We start from the raw sequence: 20,206 nt of genomic DNA, 5'->3' as shown, positions 1-20,206 counted from the left end.
CCGCCGAAGCGGTAGTGTTGAGGGCCCGGGAGCACTGTTCCGGGAAGGAAAGGACGTGGGCATGACTGGTCCCTCTGAGGACGCCGTGAGAGAGGCGCTGACCGGGGTCATCGACCCTGAGATCCGCCGCAGCATCGTCGAACTCGATATGGTCGAGTCGATCGTGATCGAAGGCGGCAAGGTCACCGTCACAGTTCTCCTCACGATCGCCGGGTGCCCGCTGAAGGACACGATCACCAAAGACACCAAGGCTGCGGTGGCCGGTGTCGACGGGGTCGCCGAGGTGGCTGTCGTTCTGGGCACGATGACCCCCGAACAGCGCAAGGAGATGAAGGAGAAGCTGCAGGGCTCCGGCACCCGCGATATCCCCTTCAATCGCCCGGAATCGCTGACGAAGGTCTATGCCATCGCGTCCGGAAAAGGCGGAGTCGGAAAGTCGTCGGTGACCGCGAACCTCGCCGTGTCCCTGGCGGACAAGGGCCTGCGTGTCGGCATCGTCGATGCCGATATCTACGGCTTCTCCATCCCCGGTATGCTCGGTCTCTCCGGCAAGCCGACCCGAGTCGATGAGATGATCCTGCCCCAGGTCGCCCATGACGTGAAGGTGATGAGCATCGGCATGTTCGTCCCGCCGAGCCAGGCCGTCGTCTGGCGCGGTCCCATGCTCCATCGCGCTCTGCAGCAGTTTCTCACCGATGTGTTCTGGGGCGACCTCGACGTGCTGCTGCTGGATCTGCCTCCCGGCACAGGTGATATTGCGATCTCCGTGGCTCAGCTGCTGCCCGGATCCGAGCTCCTCGTCGTCACCACACCGCAGTCGGCGGCCGCCCAAGTCGCCGAACGTGCGGGATCCATCGCCACACAGACGAAGCAGACGTTGGCAGGAGTCATCGAGAACATGTCATGGATGGAGATGCCCGACGGCACTCGGATGGAGGTGTTCGGCTCCGGCGGAGGTGCCAGCGTGGCCGAGAACCTCGCCGCCGCCCTCGACCAGGAGGTTCCACTGCTCGCCCAGATCCCCTTGGACACTCGTCTGCGGGAAGGTTCGGACGCGGGTACCCCGGTCGTGCTCGGCGGTCCAGATTCGCCTGCGGCGAGGGCTTTCGACACCCTTGCGGAGTCGCTGCGGCGACGCAGTCGCGGCCTGTCCGGCAGGTCCTTGGGACTGAGCCCGGTCTGAGTCGGTGTCTCCTCTCTCCCCTCGCGATACCCTCGTCTACTCTGCCTTCGTCGGCCTCAGCGCTCTGACCACTCTCGTCCTCTTGGCCGGAGCTGTCGTCACTGCTCTTCGAGATGACCCCACCCCCGGACGGCCGGTGGAATCCGCGCAGCGAACGATCGCCGCCGAGAACCGGGACGCTCTCTCCGCAGTGCTGCGCAGCTACGCGCTCGTCTCAGACGAACGCACGCCGCGACTGGACGTCCACACCTTCGGTCTGCCCACGGCCGCCTCGTTGAATGCGGCGATCGAAGAACATGTGCTGTCTCTCATCGACGGTTCCGGAGGCTTCGCCGACCGCGCTGCCTTCGACCCCGTTCAGACAGCCCCTGTCCACAGGTGGCCGGCGACGGCTTTCACACCAGCCCAGACCAGCATCGATGACGCTCCTGCGTCTCGAGTCGACCCGCGTGCTGTGGACATCAGCACTCGGGTGTTGGCAAGCGGCGGGAAATTCGTCGTGACCGCAATCGATGTTCAGTCGCCGCATCCGCAGACAAGGCTGCTGCTGACCGATCTCGCCCACGACAGCACAGTCAATGCCCGCCGGCTCTTCGCCGCACCGGTCGACCCGGCCGCCGTCGGAGCCGATGACACCGGCACGCTGACGATCAATGACGATGCCGTCTCCGACACCGATCTGTCCTCCATCGGCGTCCGTGTCCAGAAGGCGCTGCACAGCAGTCTCGAACTGCCGCAGCCGTTTGATCTGCGCTCCCCCGACTTCTCCTGCGCGCTGCTGCCCTGTGTGGCGCTGACCTATGACGACGGTCCCGGAGAGGCGAAGACCGAACAGACGATCCTCGACGCAGCCGATGAGGCGAACATCCGTCTGACCTACTTCTTCCTCGGGAAGAACACGGTTGCCTTCCCCGAAGTGGCCGAGCGCATCATCTCCGCCGGCCATGAAGTCGACGATCACACGTTTTCGCATGTCCAGATGGACAAGACCTCCTCGGCGACGATCCGCAGAGAGCTCGACCGGACGGACAGATCACTGCGATCGGTCGGAGTGAAGGACGAACCTCTCGTCCGTCCCCCGTACGGTGCCCTCGACAAACGCGCAGCACATGCTCTGGGTGGCCCTGCGATCATATGGGACGTCGATACCGGAGATTGGCAGCACAGAGATGCGAAGAAGACGGTCCGACGTGTGCAGTCTCTGACCAGGCCCGGATCAATCGTGCTCATGCATTCCATTCATCCGTCGACCGCGAAGGCGGCTCGGGAGGTGTTCTCGGCCGTGGCGGACAAGGGCCTCTACGCAGTGACCGTGCGCGAGCTCTTCTCCGGGATCGAATGGAAGAAGGGCGGGTCGTACTTCTGCCGCGGCTACGGCGATGAGCTGTGCTCGAATCCCGAACATCCCGCGGTGATGAAGAACTGAGCCACTGACGCTTGCACGGAGGTGGGAATGCAACATTCCCAACAGACGCCGTCGGCCCCAACCCCAGGTGGGTTCCGGGGGCGGCTCAGGTGGCTTCGGGGTCGAACGGTGCCGCAGCGGAACGGTCGCGCTGGTCGATCTGAGCTTGGAACCGTTCGATGGGTGATTTCTCCCGGGTAGGGGTCGCCCCGGTGTCGGTCTCAGTGGACAGGGCAGCACCGGAGGACTCAGCGGATGACAATTCTTCAGAGGCCCGTTCCTGACGTTTGGACTCGCGGATGGCTGCATCCTCTTCGACGAGTGCCTCACGTACGATGCGGCGGGGATCGTACTGGCGCGGATCGAGCTTCTGCCAGTCCACGTCCTTGAAGTCGTCGCCGAAATCGCGTCGGACGCTGTCTTTCGCGCCTTCGGCCATGCGACGCATCTGCCGCACGAAGTCCCGCAGCTTCTGAGCGTATTCGGGTAGGCGTTTGGGTCCGATGACGACCAACGCCACAACGACCAGAATCACCATTTCGGTGCCGTTGATACCGAACATGGTCTCAAGTCTACCGTGGACGGCGGTAGCATCGACTCATGGTCAGCTCAGGTTCGACATCCCGCTGCCGGGAGGTGCAGTGGACGAGATAGCAGTCGAACGGGTGCTGCGCATCATCGAACTCGTACCCGCCGCACGCGTCGTCGCCTACGGGACAGTCGGCGCCGTTGCCGACTGCTCACCCCGCTATGTCGGACGGGTGATGAGGGAATTCGGATCGAACGTCACTTGGTGGCGAGTCGTCAACGCGGCCGGGATCCTGCCGCCCGAGATCTTCGCCCGCGCCCGCATCCACTGGGAAGAGGAGGGCACACCGCATTCACATGAGCGGGTCGAACGCGCGGCATTCCTCGAAGTCGATGAACTCGATCGACTGTGGCGCAACCAAGGAATCGACCCCGATTGCAGTTAGACTTGGGAGAACTCAGCACCAGAAGGGAGGGGCCGGTTGGCACGCGAAAATGCAGGTGATCTCACCTTCTCGGAACAGTACAACGGTCCCGATCCGCTGCTCGACGCCGCTCGCACCCACTCTCATGAGTTCGGGATCGCACCGGTGTCGCAGACCACGGCGAGGACGCTGACGCTGCTGGCCCGACTGCTCACACCGGTCGCGGCCGTCGAGGTCGGCACCGGTGTGGGAACGTCGACGCTGTCACTTCTGCGCGGGATGCCGACCGCCGGGATACTGACGTCGATCGACACGAATTCGACGACCCAGAGCGCAGCTCGTGACCTCGCCGACATGGCAGGAATCCGGCCGGGGCGATTGCGTCTGATGAGCGGTCGAGCCGAAGAGGTGCTCAAACGTCTCGCGCCTTCGGCCTATGACATGGTCTTCATCGACGTGGAGCCGGGCAGCCTTGAGAGGATGATCCAACCCTCTCTCCGCCTGCTCGATGCCCAGGGCCTGCTGGTCATCCACAAGACTCTGCTCAAGGGCGCCGTCGCCGATCCCGTCGATCGCAGTCCCCGGACTCAGGCGGCACGGAGCATGCTCAACCGCATCGCCGAACAGGAGCACCTCGAACGGGTTCTGCTGCCCATCGGAGAAGGGCTGCTGCTGCTGCAGAAGACCCGGTGAATGCAACAACAGCAGAGACTTACAGGTAAGTCTCTGCTGTTCGTGCGTCTCCGTCCGGCCGTGTTCTGCGGCCGTCGGCTCAGAGCCCCAGCGTCTGGGCGAGAGTGTCGTGGAGTCCGGTGGCTTCATCTCTGCTGAGTTCGATCACCAGACGGCCTCCGCCTTCGACTGGAAGCCGCATCACCATGCTTCGGCCTTCTTCGGTCACTTCCAGAGGTCCGTCGCCGGTGCGGGGTTTCTGGGCTGCCATATGGGCTCTTCCTTCCGTTGTCATTCAAAGACGGTTCACACCAGGTGGACCGAATGATGTACCTACGATTATTCCATGATCCGCGCGTTCCCGGTAACTCTCCCGCCCAACGGACGGTGACGGGGGCAGATCAGCAGGCGATCACGGCGGCAGATCGGCCGGCGGAGTGAAGTGCCACAGGTAGGCGACCCATACGATCTGAAGCAGGATATAGGCCACCAGCATCGCGGCCCGATAGCCTCGTGAGCGCACCAGCGACAACGTCAGGGCCAGCGGGAACAACGGCAGCAGCAGACGCAGGGTGGAGGTCTGCGGATTGAAGAAGATGAGCAGATACAGGCCGTACCCGAGGCAGAACAGCTGCAGTGTCCGTCCCATATGCGCTCCCGCCGGGGAGAAGATCAACGCGAGCATTCCGGCGACGACGATGACGAGAAGCACCGGACCGAGCGGACCGATGAGGCTGATCGACCGAGCCACCCACTGGACGACGAACGTGGTCTCGCCGGTGTGCCAGGCCGCCTCGGTGTCGGTATAGGCCGTCAGCGATCCGGTTGCCCACCAGGCATGGACCGGGTGGATGAGGGCCGCTGCGCAGGAGAGCACACCCAGGGCCCAGGACCGGATCACCTCGCCGGTCGGATACGGATCGCTGCGGCGGCGGAGGAAGCGGTCGATGAGGTGGAAGAGCATGAAGAACGAGAACGCCACGCCGATCGGCCGCGACAGATCCATGAAAACGACGACCGGGATCGCCGTGAGATAGCGGCGTTCGACGACGAGGAACAGCGCCGACGCCTGCAGCAGGAGGGTCAGTGATTCGGCATAGCCGGTGGAGAAGATCGCGGCCGGTGGGAAGAACATCACGAGCGCTAGGCCCATCAGCGCCTGACCGGCATCGACGTACTTCCGGAAGAGGTGGAGGATGACGATCGAGGCCAGACCGGCCGCGATCGTGGACACGATCGGCGAGATGACTTCGTAGCTCAGCCCCGTGAGGTCGGCCAGAGTGGACACGATCGAGGGGTGCAGCGGATAAAACGCCCACTGGTTCTCCGCGACCGCTCCGGATTCGTCGACGGGCAGGATGCGGGGATAGCCCTCATCGGCGACGCGCCCGTACCAGCCGCCGTCCCAGAAGTTGAGGAAGTCATTGAGCGTCGTCGTCACAGGCGACGACGACCAGTTCGCCGGGTCCTGCCGTTTGAGGACTGCGGCGAAGATCGACATGCTCACGACGCGGGAGGCGAAGTACACTGCCACGGCCTGCAGCCACACGGGCAGAGCCATGAACAGTGCGCCGAGGCGGCTGAAACGGGAGGAGTCGAAGACTTCGGGGGCGAGGGTGATTCCGGGGAGGTCTGCGGGGCGGCTCATCGTGGTCCGGCAGCCGTTTCCGGTCCGTCAGGTGAGGTTGTCGGTCTGGTGGGCGATGCCGCCTCGGCGGGGGCGGCTGCGGTTTCGAGTTCGCTCAGGCGTGCCCGCAGCATCGCCATGGCCGCGTCGACGTCTTCCATCCGGTAGCCGCGCAGCGCGGGCCGGAACCGCACCGATTCCAGGTCCTTGACGGTGAACTCCGCCGGCAGCCCGGTCCAGCTCTCTTCGGCCTCGTCGACGGTTTCGGAGGAGAAGACGTTGAAGGTCGCTGCGACGACGAATACGAGGACGAAGACCGCAGCTGCGACACCGATGACAATCCACAGAGGCATGCCCCCATTTTCGCATAGGCGCCTGCACGGAAGGCTCAGCGCAGTCCGCGCACGGTGTGTCTCGGCGCCGCTTCGCCGGTGATCGCCACGGTCACGTCGATGGCGTCGGCAGTGGCCCTGACATCGTGGGTGCGGATCATCGCCGCTCCCTTCTCGACGGCCAGCGCGGTCGCGGCGATCGTTCCGTACAGCCGGTCCGACGGGGCGACCTCACCGATGGCCTCACCGACGAAATCCTTGCGTGAGATCGCCAGCAGCACCGGATAGCCGGTGGCGGCGAATCGGTCGAGTTCACGCAGCAGACGAAGCGAGTGGTACGTGTTCTTCCCGAAGTCGGGAGTGGGATCGATGATGATCCGGTCTTCGCGCACCCCTGCTGCACGCGCCGCCTCGGCGAGGTCGATGACGCCTGCCAAGGTGGAATCGACGACGTCACCGGCCTTTAGGCCATAGCGGTTGCGGTGGGCGTCGGTGCGCGGATCCAATCCCCCTGTGTGGGAGCAGACGATGCCGACATCATGTCGGGCGGCCACCTCGGCGAGCTTCGGGTCGATCCCGGCCCAGGTGTCGTTGAGCAGTCCCGCACCGGCCCTGCAGGCAGCCTCGGCCACTTCATGGCGCCAGGTGTCGACGCTGATGAGCACGTGCGGGTGGGACCTTGCGACTGCTTCGATGGTCGGGCACACGCGGTCGATCTCCTCGGCCACGGAGATCTCCCGTCCGCGGCCGGCGCGCACTCCCCCGATATCGACGATCTGAGCACCCGCCGAGGCGGCCGCCTCCACCGCCGTGATCGCCTCGTCGAGGGTGGCGGCGGATTCGTAGAACGAATCTGTGGTGCGGTTGATCACGGCCATGATCGCCGGGGTTCCGGGCCGAGCCCGGGCCAGATCGAACCGTTCGCCCTCCGGCACTGATGAGATGTCGCCCCTCATGGTCGACCGTTCGCAGGATTCGCCGCGGCCGAGTCCTGGCCGTGTCCCGGTCCGATCGCGGCGACGACTTCGTCGAGGTCATCGGTGAGGGTGAACATATTCAGGTCTGCTTCGCTGATCGTCCCCGCGGCCAAAAGGGTCTTCTGCATCCAGTCGACGAGCCCGCGCCAGTAGTCGGTCCCGAACAGCACGATCGGGAATGAGGTGATCTTGCCGGTCTGGACCATGGTGAAGGCCTCGAACAGCTCGTCCAGAGTACCCAGGCCGCCGGGCATGACGACGAATCCGCGCGAGTATTTGAGGAACATGGTCTTGCGGACGAAGAAGTAGCGGAAGTTCACGCCGAGTTCGACATGCTGATTGAGTCCGGTCTCGAAGGGCAGCTCGATGCCCAGCCCGATGGACACTCCCCCGCCCTCGCAGGCACCGAGGTTGCCGGCCTCCATGATTCCGGGTCCCCCGCCGGTGATGATTGCGTTGCCGTTCTCGGCGATGCGGCGAGCGATCTCGCGGGTGTCCGCATAGGCCTGGGTGCCGGCTTTCAGACGGGCAGAGCCGAAGATGGACACTGCCGGTCCGATCTCGGCCAGCGAGCCGAATCCTTCGACGAACTCGGCTTGGATGCGCATGACACGCCACGGGTCCTCATGCACCCAGTCGGTGCCCGACTTCGATTCGAGGAGGCGCTGGTCTGTCGTCGTCTCCGGCACCTGGTCACCGCTCAGCCGCAGCGGGCCCTTGCTGTAGAAGCCCGAGTCACCTGTTGGGTCGTCTCCCAGGTCGCCTGTCGGATCGTCGGCAGAATGGCACCCGGGAGCACTCGAAAGCTCGCCATCGACGTCGTCTGTCGCTCTGGTCATCTCATTCACCGGCCCTGAAGGTAGCTGCGCAGAGTTGCGGTGGCCTGCTCCACCTCGGTGACTCTCACATGCTCATCCGACTTATGGGCGTACAGAGGGTTGCCGGGACCGAAATTCACCGCCGGAACGCCGAGTGCACTGAATCGGGACACATCCGTCCAGCCGAGCTTCGGTGCCGGGGACAGTCCGAGTGTGTCGATGAAGTCCTGGGCGATCGCCCTGTCGAGTCCGGGGCGAGCCCCCTCGGCGGCATCGGTGACGACGACGTCGAAACCGGTGAACAGCTCGCGCAGGAAGGATTCCGCCTCGGCGGCCGACTTGCTCGGAGCGAAGCGGTAGTTCACGGACACCACGCACTCGTCGGGCACCACGTTGCCGGCGACTCCGCCGCGGATGTTCACGGCGGACAGGGATTCGCGGTAGTCGAGCCCATCGACCGTGACGGTGCCGGTCTCGAATTCGGCGAGCCGGGTGAGGATCTCGGCGGCAGCGTGGATGGCGTTGACACCCATGAAAGCACGGGCCGAGTGGGCGCGGACTCCGGTGGTGGTGACGTCGACGCGGATGGTTCCGTTGCAGCCGCCTTCGACGGAGGCGTTCGAGGGTTCGCCGAGGATCGCGAAGTCGCCGGCCAGCCAATCGGGATGGCTGCGAGAGACGCGGCCGAGTCCGTTGAGTGAGGCATCGACCTCCTCATGGTCGTAGAAGACCCAGGTGACATCGCGGTTCGGACTGGTCAGCGCGGCCGCGGTGGACAGCTGCATCGCCACTCCGGCCTTCATATCGCAGGCACCCCGCCCCCAGATGACCTCGTCATCGGGGTACTCGTCTCCGGACATGTCGGTGCGTACGGGCGGAAGGTTGTCTTCGACGGGAACGGTGTCGAGGTGGCCGGCGACTACGATGCGCTCGGCCAGCCCCAGGTTCGTGCGAGCGATGACGGTGTCTCCGTCGCGAAGGATCTCCAGGTCCGGTCCCGGACCCGCGCTGATCCTCTCCAGCACAGCGACAACGGCATCGGCGAGGACGGTTTCGTTCCCGGACACGGATTCGATGGCGCACAATCGGCCGGTGAGTTCGGCCGGGTCACCCACCGCGGCGAACAGGTACTCGCCGAGGTCGCCGACGGGCGCGAATATGGCATCAGTCTCAGCAGATGGATCGACAGTCATGTCTCTTAGCCTAGTACGGCGCCACCGTCTAGGCTTGAGGCATGACAGAACGCATCGTTTCCGCACGTGGACTCGCCACGATCCATTCCGACACCGTCCTCTCCGTCTGGTACCCGATACTGAGCACCGGCGATACCCACGACACCGCCGAGGCGGCCGCCACCGCTCGCGCCGCCGACGACGGTCTCGACGCCCTGGAGGGCACCGATGAAGCTCGCGGCACCCGCTCAGAGGTCGTCACCACCACGATCGATCTCGACGCCGGTCCCGCCTCGGCGGCCGACGCCTACCTGCGTCTGCACGCACTGTCCCACCGCGTCGTGACCCCCAACGACGTCAACCTCGACGGAATCTTCGGCCATATCGCCAATGTCGTGTGGACCTCCTTCGGCGCCTGCTCCCCCGAGGATTTCGAGGCCACTCGCGCCAAGCTCCTCGCCCGCGGCCCTGTTGCCGTGTACGGGCTCGACAAGTTCCCGAGGATGACGGACTTCGTCATCCCCTCCGGCGTGCGCATCGCCGACGCCGACCGTGTCCGCCTCGGCGCTCACCTTGCTCCCGGCACCACAGTCATGCACGAAGGCTTCGTGAACTTCAATGCCGGGACGCTCGGTTCGGCCATGGTCGAAGGGCGCATCTCCCAGGGCGTCGTCGTCGGAGACGGATCGGATATCGGCGGCGGAGCCTCGATCATGGGTACGCTCTCCGGCGGCGGCACGCACCGCATCTCCATCGGCTCGGGCAGCCTCCTCGGCGCGAACGCCGGTGTCGGTATCTCCATCGGCGATGACTGCATCGTCGAAGCCGGTCTCTACATCACTGCAGGCACTCGCGTGACGGTCCCCGGCGAAGACGATGCCGTGGTCAAGGCCGCCGAGCTCAGCGGGAAGAACAACATCCTCTTCCGCCGCAATTCTGTCACCGGCACCGTCGAGGCGATCGCTCGCGACTCAAAGGGCATCGAGCTCAACCCCGACCTCCACTGAGTCAGCCTCCGGCGACCGGCGAAACGGGTCTCATCGACCGACCTGCCGTTCGCTGGAAAGATGAGGGCACCTTGTTGACGGTGAGGCGGAAGCCGAATCGCCTGCGAAGAGCAGCCGAGGGCGCGTTCACATCATGTGGACGCGCCCTCAGCGCATTCACTCCTCCGATAACGCGCCCCATCGCTGCAGTCCTAGCGAACACGCACGCATCTGCCTCGCCTGCGAGCGTGCATCCACCATGGCTCGTCGCAAATCACTCCGCTTGAGGCAAAACATCTCGCGCGTGCCATAACGCCCCGTTCCTACAGGGGGTTGTGGCACCAACGGTGACGCATGCCCAAGCACGTGTAGGAGAAGCCACCACCGGCGCATAGTGGCACTACCGGTGCGGGATGGCGAACGAAGGCCCACGCTGAGGACATGTTGGCGACGGGAGGCCTGCCGGAGAAATGCACCTGTGAAAAGGGCAGCGCGGAACAGCGCAGCCGGTGCGGGGGAAAGGGCAGCGGCGCGGGACGGACCTGGGCAGTTACGACTGTGCCGGGCAGGTGAATGCACAACGGCGCCGGGCAGACGAATCTGCTCCGACGCCGTTGCGTCCGCTGGGACTCAGCGTTCGCTGATGTCCTTGTAGTTCCGGTTGTATTCGCCCGTGTAGATCTGTCGGGGACGGCCGATCTTCGTCTCGGGGTCCTTGATCATCTCGCGCCACTGGGCGATCCAGCCGGGCAGGCGACCGACCGAGAAGAGCACGGTGAACATATTCGTCGGGAATCCGAGAGCCTTGTAGATGAGGCCCGTGTAGAAGTCGACGTTCGGGTAGAGCTTGCGCTCGACGAAGTAGTCGTCGGCCAGCGCGATCTCTTCGAGCTGCTGAGCCAGTTCGAGCAGCGGGTCGCCGCCGGACCGCGCGAGAACCTCGTCAGCCGTCTTCTTGATGATCTTCGCGCGCGGATCGTAGTTCTTGTACACGCGGTGACCGAAGCCCATGAGACGGACGCCGTCTTCCTTGTTCTTCACGCGTTCCATGAACTTCTTCGGTCCGTCATCGGAGGCCGCGATCTGCTCGAGCATCTCGAGCACTGCGGAGTTCGCGCCGCCGTGCAGCGGTCCGGCCAGGGCGTTGACGCCGGCCGAGATCGACTGGAACACGTTGGCCTGCGACGAGCCGACGAGGCGAACCGTCGAGGTCGAGCAGTTCTGCTCGTGATCGGCGTGGAGGATGAACAGCTGATCCATGGCCTTGACCGCCAGCGGATCCGGTTCGTATTCCTCAGCGGGAACGCCGAAGTTCACTCGCAGGAAGTTCTCCACGAGGCTCAGCGAGTTATCCGGGTGGATGACCGGCAGGCCCATGTTCTTCCGATGCGCAAGTGCCGCGATGGTCGGCATCTTCGCGAGCAGACGGAACGACGAGGTGTCGATCTGGTCTTCGTCAAAGACATCGAGGTCGTCTTGGTAGAACGTCGACAAAGCCGCGACGGCAGCTGCAACCATAGGCATCGGATGAGCGTCGTACGGGAACGCTCGGAAGAAGCGCCGCAGGTCCTCGTGGACGATGGTGTGTCCGCGCAGGCGAGCGTCGAAGGCATCGTACTGTTCCTGAGTCGGCAACTCACCGTAGATGAGGAGGTAGCAGACTTCGACGAAGTTCGACTGTTCCGCGAGCTGTTCGATCGGGTAACCGCGGTACTGCAGCTCACCGTTGTCACCATCGATGTAGGTGATGGACGACGAGGTGGTTGCAGTGTTGGCAAACCCTGGATCGTATGTGACCGCGCCGGTCTCTTTGAGCAGAGAACCGATACGGTATCCGTTGTTGCCCGCTGTTGCTGACACCTCGGGCAGTGTCAGCTCCGTATCAGCGATCCTGAGGTTCGCCTCCGAAGTCATTCGATCTCCTCACCGTTGACCGACCCCAAGAACTTCCTGAGGTGTTTTGCACAGTTCTTTCAAAGACTACCGACAACTGCGGGAATCAGAAAATCACTGCACGCTTCATTTACTGGCTGGTAATACGTCTGACCAGGGCAGATAACAGTTTTTCGCCCTGCATGAAGTCTTAGCAGGAACTTAGCGGACGCTCGGAAACCGTCGACTTCCTCGCACCGTGCCCCGCCCTCGTAATCATCTCGCGGCGGCCCGAAGACGCTCGGCCGCGGCTCGAATGCGTTCGTCGGTGGCGGTCAGCGCAATCCGCACATGGTCGGCAGCCGCCGCTCCGTAGAACTCTCCGGGACCCGCCACGATGCCGAGTTCGGCAAGGTCAGCCAGGGACTCCCAGCAGTTCTTGTCCGCGGTCGACCACAGGTAGAGACCGGCAGTCGAATGGTCGATGCGGAATCCGTACTCTTCGAGACCAGTTCGCAGCTGCTCGCGTCGTGACCGGTAGGTCTCCTTCTGCGCCAGCACGTGTTCGGTGTCGCGGAGTCCGGCGACCATGGCTTCCTGAATCGGGAACGGCACGATCATTCCCGCGTGCTTGCGTGAGCGGGTGAGATCGGAGATGAGCTCGGCGTCACCGGCGACGAACGCCGCGCGGTAGCCGGCGAGGTTCGACTGCTTCGACATCGAGTACACACTCAGCACACCGGCATTCGACTCCCCCGCGGCTGCAAGTACGCTCGGCGCCGGCTCATCGGATTCCCAATTGAGCAGTCCGTAGCATTCGTCCGATGCGACGACGACTCCGGCGGCACGAGCACGGCGAACCACCTCGGCGATGGTGTCGACGTCGAGGACCTCACCGGTCGGGTTGCTCGGCGTGTTGATCCACAGCAGACCGACACCGTCCAATGACTCGCCGTCGACGATCTGCGCGGCGTCGAGACGGCGGCATTCGACGCCAGCGATCGTCGCACCCATCTCGTAGGTCGGGTAGGCAGCGGAGGGACAGGCGACGGCCAGTCCTCGCTCGCGCAGTCCCAACAGGGTCGGCAGCCAGGCTACGAGCTCCTTCGAGCCCACAGTCGGCAGGATCTCCGTGGCGGGATCGAGCTGAACCGAGTGCCAGTTCTCGTACCACCAGGCGATGGCTTCACGAAGCTGTGCGGTTCCGGCAGTCGTCGGGTAGCCGTGCGCATCCCCTGCGTCCGACAGCGCACGCCGGATCACCTCGGGGGTGGGGTCGACCGGAGTGCCGATGGAGAGGTCACACACTCCGTCGGGATGCTCGGCGGCCCGGTTGCGGTATTCCGTGAGACGGTCCCAGGGGTAGTCCGGGAGGTTGAGTCCGAAGGCGTTCGTCATCGGTCAGTCGTCGTGGTTCTGCGGCGGCAGGGCGGAGATGATCGGATGGTCCTTGCCGGTGTTGCCGAGCTTCGCGGCACCGCCGGGCGAACCGAGGTCGTCGAAGAATTCGACATTGGCCTTGTAGTACTCTTCCCACTCATCGGGCACATCGTCCTCATAGAAGATGGCCTCGACGGGGCACACCGGTTCGCACGCACCGCAGTCGACGCATTCGTCGGGGTGGATGTACAGGCTGCGTTCGCCCTCGTAGATGCAGTCGACGGGGCATTCGTCGATGCAGGCCTTGTCCTTGAGGTCGACACAGGGCTGGGCAATGATGTACGTCACTGGGCTGACTCCTCGAAAGACTCACAGATGGTGCGCATATACATCCCACAATACGCCTTCGCCCGATTCCCGTGACCACCGGTCTCAAGTGATTCGCATTGCATCTGACATCCCTGACCACGCCTGCACCCGACCGGGGCGCGCGTGTCATAGGGTGGGAGGGCATCAATTTCGCGGAGGAAGGCCAGAAGTGGACGATCTGCAGCCCGGCAGACGAGTGGTCGTGCGGTATTCGCTCGCACCCGGTGACACCCATTCGACGTCGGATGCCCTCGGCGTCGTCACAGCCGTCGACGAGGCGGGGCTCGAGATCGATACGAAGCGCGGTCCCCTGCGCATCGCTCGCGCCCAGATCCTCCTCGTCCACGAGGTGCCCCCGGCTCCGACGAAGGCCGGGCGCACGCATGAGATCGTCTCCGCCGTGGATCTGCGGCGCATCTCGGCCGCCGCCTGGCTTCCTCACGACGTGTCCTGGCTGCACGTGGAGAATCTGCGCAACGAAGGCACCGAGGCGGCCGCCGAGGTCAGCCTGCTGCAGAAGGGCTGGCTGCTGCGGCATTCGGAATCAGCGACCCGGCGCGCCAATTCCTGCCTGCCGGTGACCGACACCGGACTCGGGTGGGAACAGGGACTCGATGCCGTCGAGGAGTGGTATCGGACCCGAGGCAGGCCGAGCCGCGTCCAGATCTATTCCGCTGACGATTCCTCGACGCTGGCACCCGAATGTGAGGGGCTCGCTCCCCTGCTCTCGGCTCGCGGCTACACCCCTTCCGAGGCCACACTTCTGCTCACAGGCGCCACGGCAGAGGCAGCCGGCGGTGCATCCTCCCCCGCCGAGGCGGCCGCGGCCGGACTGATCGTCGACGTCTCCGATGCCCCGACCTCCGAGCATTTCGCCGCATGGACGTCGCAGCGCAACCCCGGTGAGGAACCGGGTTCAGCTGAGGCGTTCAAGACGCTCATCGAAGCCGATCAGCCGTGTGAGTTCGTCACCGCCTACGCCGAGCATCCCGATGGGTCCCGGACTATGGTGGCGGCCTGCAGGGTGGTCGAGCGCAGCAAATGGGGTGTCATCACCAACCTCATCACCCGTCCCGATCTGCGCAGACGCGGTGCCGGACGTTCGGTGGCCGCAGCCGCGGCAGCACTGCTCGCTCAGCGCGGGGTCAGGTCCTACCTCGTCGACGTCGAGTCGAGCAATGAGGCATCACTGGGCCTCTTCGCCTCTCTCGGAGCCGCAGTGCGTCACCGGTCCTGGTACGCCGAAGCACGCTGACCGGTCAGCCGGCCGGAATCCAGCGGGGAGGGCTCAGCCCTTGCACTCGACCTTGTTCACCGGCCGGTAGACCGTGGTGAAGCCGTCCTTCGTGGTCTTACCCGAAGCGATGTCTTTCATGGTCCGGGTGATCCGGATCGACCAGCCGCCCTTCGGCGACTGCGGGGAGCAAGAAGGCCCGCTTTCGGTGACCGACCCCGGTGACGTGTGGTTGAACCGGTCCGAGGCGTCGGCCGACACATCGTACTTCTTGACGCCGAAGACCTTCGCGTGGACCTCTCCGTCTTTGAGGTACATGTCGAGGACGACCGGAGTCTTCGAGTTGTTCGTGAACTTCATATCGATCGACGACCAGTCGAGGGTCGACTCGCGGCCCTCCGGGTAGCGGGAGATATAGCGCGAATGCGCCTGGTGTTCGTCGAGTTCGAAGCCGGCGAAGAACGCCGCATTGAACAGGGTCGTCGACACCTGCGAGACGCCGCCGCCGTAGTCTTCCTTCATCTGCCCTTCGGAGATCACGCCGGCAGGTTTGTAGCCGTTTGCGGCGGTGCGCTGGCCCAGAGCTTCATTGAGGGAGAACTGCTCACCGGGTTTGAGAACGGTGCCGGAGACCCTCTTCGCAGCCACTCGCAGGTTCGTATCGCGGTTGGGTTCGGAGCTGTAGCCGGTGGAGAAGTGTGACACGGTGTCGGAGACATCGGCCTTCTTCGCGTCCTTCGTCGTGAACTCGGGTTTGACCGAGGCCAGAGTGACCGTGGGCTTGTCCTCCTTGCCGTTGATGGCATCGGTGACCGCGCCGGTCAGCTCCTTGGCCTTGATCCCGATTCCATCGCGGGAGGGCACGACCTCGGGCTTGCCGTCCTTGATCTCGAAACTCGCGTCTTCGGCCGGTCGCCCGATGTCCTTGTTCGCGGCCAGCACGGACTTCTGCAAAGCCTCCTGATCGAAGACAGGCTTGAGCTTCGAGTCCTCGGCCTTGAACGTCAGAGTCTTCGCGACGGTCTTCGGAGACACGGTGAGGTCACCGCCCTTGACCTTCGAATCCGCATCCTTCCCGGGCTTCGCCGTGATCGTGAGGTCCTTGCTCACGGCGTCTTTCGCGAATCCGTCGGCCATGTCCTCGGCTTCGGACGTGGTGATATCGGGATCGACGTTCGTCGGAATGACCGGGAGAGCATCCTCGGTGCGCAGCCAATGATCGTCGACGGCGGTGCGCACGGCGGCGGTCTCGACGGTCTGGCCGTTCTTGCCGTCCTTGACCTTCGGTGTGGTCTTGTCGAACTCGAGTTCGGCGTCTTTGGGATCCACGGCCAGGGATTCCGTGACCTTCGCGGTTTCCTTGTCGAACTTCTCCTCGTCGACCTCGATGACGGGATCGACTTCGTCCTCACCGAACAGGCGGTCCCAGATGACGGTGGGGTCGAGGCTGAAGCCGGTGATGCGCTCGACTGTCGCTTCCGCGTCGAAGGTGATTCCGGCCTTCTCCGGGTCGAGCTTCGCCGTCGGTTCTCCGGCCTTCAAGACGATGTCCTTCTCCGCGTCATCGCGCAGGTCGTTGCGCAGTGTATTCTCGGCGTCTGTCGCGGACTTGCCGCCGATGTCGATTCCGGCCACGGTCGTCCCCGGTGCGAGCATACGACCGCTGAAGAAGCCGATCACCACATAGATGGCGGCCAGCACGACGACGGCCACGAGGATGAAGGGCCAGACCGACTTCTTCCGGACAGCGCTGCCGGACGGGTCGGGCCCGCCTGCGTTCGAGGTTCCATCGGACAGGGTATTGGTCGGCATCATTCTCCCGAGGGTGTCGATAACGACTGATTCGGTGCGGTTCGCACGAGTCTATCGAGTGCGATCGTGCCCGCGCACGTTGATGAAGGAGAAGACGGCAGCCAGGACCATCGGTCCGAGCAGCCACACAACTGAACGCAGCAGTCCGGTGACGATCATATCGGCGCCGGGCAGCCACTTCGGCTGACCGAAGACGAAGGACAGTACGGCGATGATCACGGCGGCGACCAGCATCGGGGCGCTGCTGCGATACATCGTTTTCAGGTGCCACAGTCCCGCCGCGGCCAGAGCCAGGGCCAGCACGAGTCCCCACGGCAGGATGATCGGGGTCTCGCCGAGGTTGACCACCGTGACGTTGAGGTGCTGCATGGTGCCGAGGAAGGCGATGAGCAGTCCGAGCACAGCGGAGTGGAGGTAGGCGAAGATTCCCGGCTTCCGCGGTGCGCGTCGCCGTCGCAGGGGCTGAACCGCTGTATTCTCCTGAGCTTCGACCACTGCGACATCGAGGCCGGTGAGCACGTGCGGGGCCGATCCGGCGTTGAGGATCTCGGACGGGATCGGCGCTCCGGCTCCGATCGAGAAGTATTCGCGGTCGCCGATCTTCTGGCCGACACCGTTGGACAGAGCGAAGAAACCGCCTGACACACTCACCTGCGTACGGTGGGCTTCCAACGCTGCCCGTTTCGCCGGCAGCACCGCGCTGACGTCCTGGTCGATGACGATCTGACCGACAGGCGGTTTGGCCGGGATCGTCTCGGCGGGGGCGAATCCGGTGTCTGCGAAGCCTGCCTGGTGCGGGTCGAACGAATGGCGGGCCACCTCGGTGGGGGTGTCGACGTAGAGCAGTCGACCGGTCCGCCATTCGGCGAAGTCGATTGCCGCGGTCGTGGCCTCGTGCACCCGCACGTGGTCGGGGTGACCATAGCCCCCGTTGGCGGCGTAGGTGATGATCGCATGCGGTTCGAAGGCGTCGATGACGGCGGCGATGTGTCTGGCCACGGTCGTGATGTCGGCTGCGCTCAGAGCGTTGTCGGTCATCGATGCCGCGGGTCGAGCGTGACCGTCCGGTCCCCATTCCATTCCCGAATCCTCAAAGGTGCGCGTGGTCCCGCCGAGGAAGGTGTGCATACGCACGCCGAGAGCACGCATCGCCTCGGCGATCTCCTGCTCCCGGACCCGGGCGAGACCGGCCCGGTCGCCCTCGAGCTGCTTCAGCTCTGCGGGGATGACCTCGCCGCCCTCACCGCGGGTGGCTGTGAGCACCATGACCTCGGCACCCTCGGAGACCAATTCGGCGATCGTGCCGCCCGTCGTGATCGTCTCATCGTCGGGATGAGCGTGCACGAGGAGGACGCGTGGCGTAACAGTCATTGGTTCCTGGGTGCTCGAGGTCATTCGGTGCTGCCGGATCAAGGAATCCGGCTCAGGCGTTCTGGCGGCGCATCTTCGCGTAGAGCTTTGCGCGTTCCTTCTGATCGAGTTCGACCTTGCGGATGCGGATGGCACCCGGGGTGACCTCGACGCACTCGTCCTCACGAGCGAACTCGAGGCTCTCCTCGAGGGTCAGCTTGCGCGGCGGAGTGAGGTTCTCGAAGCTGTCGGCAGAAGCCGAACGCATGTTCGTCAGCTTCTTCTCCTTCGTGATGTTGACGTCCATATCGTCGGCGCGCGAGTTCTCGCCCACGATCTGGCCCTCGTAGACCTCGGAGGTCGGTTCGACGAAGAAGGTACCGCGGTCCTGCAGGTTGATCATCGCGTACGGGGTCACTGTTCCCGCGCGGTCGGCCACGAGAGATCCGTTGATGCGGAACTCGATATTGCCGGCCCACGGTCCGTATCCGGCCGAGATCGTGTTCGCGATACCGGTGCCGCGGGTCTCGGTGAGGAACCGAGTGCGGAATCCGATGAGGCCGCGAGCGGGGACCTTGAACTCCATCCGCACCCAGCCGGTGCCGTGGTTCGTCATGGTCGACATGACACCCTTGCGGGCAGCCAGCAGCTGGGTCACGGCGCCGAGGTAGTCCTCCGGCACATCGACCGTGAGCTCTTCGAAGGGCTCATGGACCTTGCCGTCGACCTGTTTGGTCACAACCTGAGGCTTGCCGACCGTGAGTTCGAATCCTTCACGGCGCATCTGCTCGACGAGGATGGCCAGAGCCAGCTCACCGCGACCCTGGACCTCCCAGGCGTCGGGGCGTTCGGTCGGGACGACCTTGAGCGAGACGTTGCCGACGAGCTCCTGGTCGAGGCGGTCCTTGACCATGCGGGCGGTGACCTTCGTGTTCTTCTCACGGCCGGCCAACGGGGAGGTGTTGATACCCACGGTCATCGAGATCGCCGGATCGTCGATGACGATCGCCGGCATCGGCTTCGGATTGTTGATGTCGGTGAGCGTGTCACCGATCATGATGTCGGGAATGCCGGCGACGGCGACGATGTCACCGGCCGAGGCCTCCGTGGCGGGCACCCGGTCGAGACCCTGGGTCTCGAGCAGTTCGGTGATCTTCACCGAGCTGATCTCGTCACCGCGGGCCCACGCGACCTGCTGGCCCTTCTTCAACGTGCCGCCGAAGATGCGCAGCAGAGCCAGACGGCCGAGGAACGGCGAGGCGTCGAGGTTCGTGACATGTGCCTGGAGGATGCCGTCGGAGTTGATCTCCGGTGCCGGGATCGTCTCGAGAATGGTCTTGAACAGCGGTTCGAGGTCGGGGTTGTCCGGGACCGCTCCATCGGCGGGCTGTTCGAGGGAGGCGGCACCTGCCTTCGCGGCGGCGAAGACGACGGGCACATCGAGGACGGAGTCGACGTCGAGGTCGGGGACTTCGTCGGCGAGGTCGGAGGCCAGACCCAGGAGCAGGTCCTGAGCTTCCTCGACGACTCCGTCGATGCGGGCATCGGCACGGTCGGTCTTGTTGATCACGAGGATGACGGGCAGCTTCGCGGCCAGCGTCTTGCGCAGGACGAAGCGGGTCTGCGGCAGCGGACCTTCCGATGCGTCGACGAGGAGGACGACGCCGTCGACCATGGACAGTCCGCGCTCGACCTCACCACCGAAGTCGGCGTGCCCGGGGGTGTCGATGACGTTGATGACGATGGGGTCCTCGCCGGCCGAGGGACCGTTGTAGAGGACGGAGGTGTTCTTCGCGAGAATAGTGATGCCCTTCTCACGTTCGAGGTCGCCTGAATCCATGACGCGTTCGGCGAAGTCGCCGTGTTCGCTGAACACACCGGTCTGCCGGAGCATGGCGTCGACCAGCGTGGTCTTGCCGTGGTCGACGTGTGCGACGATTGCTACGTTTCGGCGGTTTTCCCGTCGTGTGATGGCTTCAGTCATCAAGAACCTTTTTGAGATAGAGAGATCGGTCCAGCCCGGACCCAACAGACAATTATACGGCCACCCGCACGCTCTCGCGT

Annotated in this window: 19 protein-coding genes; 6 read left to right on the top strand and 13 right to left on the bottom strand. The window is 64.4% G+C overall.

From position 1 onward, the window contains the following. Positions 1 to 61 precede the first annotated feature (61 nt). Positions 62 to 1,183, top strand: a complete 1,122-nt coding sequence (locus AC239G_RS08205) for an Mrp/NBP35 family ATP-binding protein (protein ID WP_181270429.1) — start codon at positions 62 to 64, stop codon at positions 1,181 to 1,183. A 4-nt stretch (positions 1,184 to 1,187) separates the two neighbouring features. Next, on the top strand, positions 1,188 to 2,609 hold the full coding sequence (locus tag AC239G_RS08200) for a polysaccharide deacetylase family protein (RefSeq protein ID WP_139466939.1): 1,422 nt from the start codon (positions 1,188 to 1,190) through the stop codon (positions 2,607 to 2,609). Positions 2,610 to 2,694: 85 nt separating this feature from the next. Here AC239G_RS08200 and AC239G_RS08195 read toward each other — a convergent pair whose 3' ends face one another. After that, positions 2,695 to 3,150, bottom strand: coding sequence for a twin-arginine translocase TatA/TatE family subunit (locus AC239G_RS08195; protein ID WP_139466938.1), 456 nt, complete (start codon positions 3,148 to 3,150; stop codon positions 2,695 to 2,697). A 79-nt stretch (positions 3,151 to 3,229) separates the two neighbouring features. Between AC239G_RS08195 and AC239G_RS08190 the strand changes: the two genes are divergently transcribed. Beyond that, positions 3,230 to 3,562 (top strand): MGMT family protein, encoded by a 333-nt coding sequence (locus AC239G_RS08190; RefSeq protein WP_139466937.1) that lies wholly within the window; start codon positions 3,230 to 3,232, stop codon positions 3,560 to 3,562. Between the two features lie 36 nt (positions 3,563 to 3,598). After that, complete coding sequence (locus AC239G_RS08185; RefSeq protein ID WP_139466936.1) at positions 3,599 to 4,234, top strand: O-methyltransferase; 636 nt, start codon at positions 3,599 to 3,601, stop codon at positions 4,232 to 4,234. Positions 4,235 to 4,313: 79 nt separating this feature from the next. On the opposite strand, the gene AC239G_RS08180 is transcribed toward AC239G_RS08185, so the two are convergent. From AC239G_RS08180 to dapE, 6 genes are all read right to left on the bottom strand, one after another. Continuing rightward, positions 4,314 to 4,484 carry a DUF3117 domain-containing protein gene (locus AC239G_RS08180; protein ID WP_064485784.1) on the bottom strand — a complete coding sequence of 57 codons (171 nt, stop codon included), beginning with the start codon at positions 4,482 to 4,484 and terminating at the stop codon, positions 4,314 to 4,316. Positions 4,485 to 4,625: 141 nt separating this feature from the next. Continuing rightward, complete coding sequence (locus AC239G_RS08175; RefSeq protein WP_139466935.1) at positions 4,626 to 5,861, bottom strand: hypothetical protein; 1,236 nt, start codon at positions 5,859 to 5,861, stop codon at positions 4,626 to 4,628. Next, positions 5,858 to 6,193: a DivIVA domain-containing protein gene (locus AC239G_RS08170; protein ID WP_139466934.1), complete on the bottom strand. Its 336-nt coding sequence runs from the start codon at positions 6,191 to 6,193 to the stop codon at positions 5,858 to 5,860. Before AC239G_RS08170 ends, AC239G_RS08175 begins: the two co-directional genes overlap by 4 nt. Before the next feature lie 35 nt (positions 6,194 to 6,228). Continuing rightward, a complete protein-coding gene (folP, locus tag AC239G_RS08165) occupies positions 6,229 to 7,128 on the bottom strand; it encodes a dihydropteroate synthase (RefSeq protein WP_216656715.1) in 900 nt (299 codons plus the stop codon). Next, positions 7,125 to 7,988, bottom strand: a complete 864-nt coding sequence (locus tag AC239G_RS08160) for an LOG family protein (protein ID WP_482401688.1) — start codon at positions 7,986 to 7,988, stop codon at positions 7,125 to 7,127. The genes folP and AC239G_RS08160 overlap by 4 nt, the downstream gene beginning before the upstream one ends. Positions 7,989 to 7,993: 5 nt before the next feature. Further along, complete coding sequence (gene dapE / locus AC239G_RS08155) at positions 7,994 to 9,160, bottom strand: succinyl-diaminopimelate desuccinylase (RefSeq protein WP_139466932.1); 1,167 nt, start codon at positions 9,158 to 9,160, stop codon at positions 7,994 to 7,996. A 41-nt stretch (positions 9,161 to 9,201) separates the two neighbouring features. Here dapE and dapD point away from each other — a divergent pair, with 41 nt between their 5' ends. Beyond that, entirely contained in the window at positions 9,202 to 10,146 is a 945-nt protein-coding gene (gene dapD, locus AC239G_RS08150; RefSeq protein ID WP_139466931.1) for a 2,3,4,5-tetrahydropyridine-2,6-dicarboxylate N-succinyltransferase, read from the top strand. A gap of 609 nt (positions 10,147 to 10,755) precedes the next feature. Here the strand turns inward: dapD and AC239G_RS08145 are convergent. The 3 genes from AC239G_RS08145 to fdxA form a co-directional block, all read right to left on the bottom strand. After that, positions 10,756 to 12,039 (bottom strand): citrate synthase, encoded by a 1,284-nt coding sequence (locus tag AC239G_RS08145; RefSeq protein ID WP_101544913.1) that lies wholly within the window; start codon positions 12,037 to 12,039, stop codon positions 10,756 to 10,758. A gap of 234 nt (positions 12,040 to 12,273) precedes the next feature. Beyond that, a complete protein-coding gene (gene dapC, locus AC239G_RS08140) occupies positions 12,274 to 13,395 on the bottom strand; it encodes a succinyldiaminopimelate transaminase (protein WP_172169106.1) in 1,122 nt (373 codons plus the stop codon). Positions 13,396 to 13,398: 3 nt separating this feature from the next. Then, a complete protein-coding gene (gene fdxA, locus AC239G_RS08135) occupies positions 13,399 to 13,725 on the bottom strand; it encodes a ferredoxin (RefSeq protein WP_025776980.1) in 327 nt (108 codons plus the stop codon). A 190-nt stretch (positions 13,726 to 13,915) separates the two neighbouring features. Between fdxA and AC239G_RS08130 the strand changes: the two genes are divergently transcribed. After that, on the top strand, positions 13,916 to 15,001 hold the full coding sequence (locus AC239G_RS08130) for a GNAT family N-acetyltransferase (RefSeq protein ID WP_139907636.1): 1,086 nt from the start codon (positions 13,916 to 13,918) through the stop codon (positions 14,999 to 15,001). Positions 15,002 to 15,034: 33 nt separating this feature from the next. Here AC239G_RS08130 and AC239G_RS08125 read toward each other — a convergent pair whose 3' ends face one another. From AC239G_RS08125 to typA, 3 genes are read right to left on the bottom strand one after another with little or no spacing between them, the layout of a single operon-like run. Beyond that, positions 15,035 to 16,795, bottom strand: a complete 1,761-nt coding sequence (locus AC239G_RS08125) for a VanW family protein (protein WP_482401686.1) — start codon at positions 16,793 to 16,795, stop codon at positions 15,035 to 15,037. Positions 16,796 to 16,843: 48 nt separating this feature from the next. Continuing rightward, positions 16,844 to 18,163 carry a PIG-L family deacetylase gene (locus AC239G_RS08120; protein WP_181270425.1) on the bottom strand — a complete coding sequence of 440 codons (1,320 nt, stop codon included), beginning with the start codon at positions 18,161 to 18,163 and terminating at the stop codon, positions 16,844 to 16,846. A gap of 52 nt (positions 18,164 to 18,215) precedes the next feature. Continuing rightward, complete coding sequence (typA, locus tag AC239G_RS08115; RefSeq protein WP_139466927.1) at positions 18,216 to 20,126, bottom strand: translational GTPase TypA; 1,911 nt, start codon at positions 20,124 to 20,126, stop codon at positions 18,216 to 18,218. Positions 20,127 to 20,206: the final 80 nt, after the last annotated feature.

The organism is Brevibacterium sp. Lmc1 (assembly GCF_057654315.1).
The sequence above is the reverse complement of the archived record's forward strand: the minus strand, read 5'-3'. Positions and strand labels throughout refer to the sequence as shown.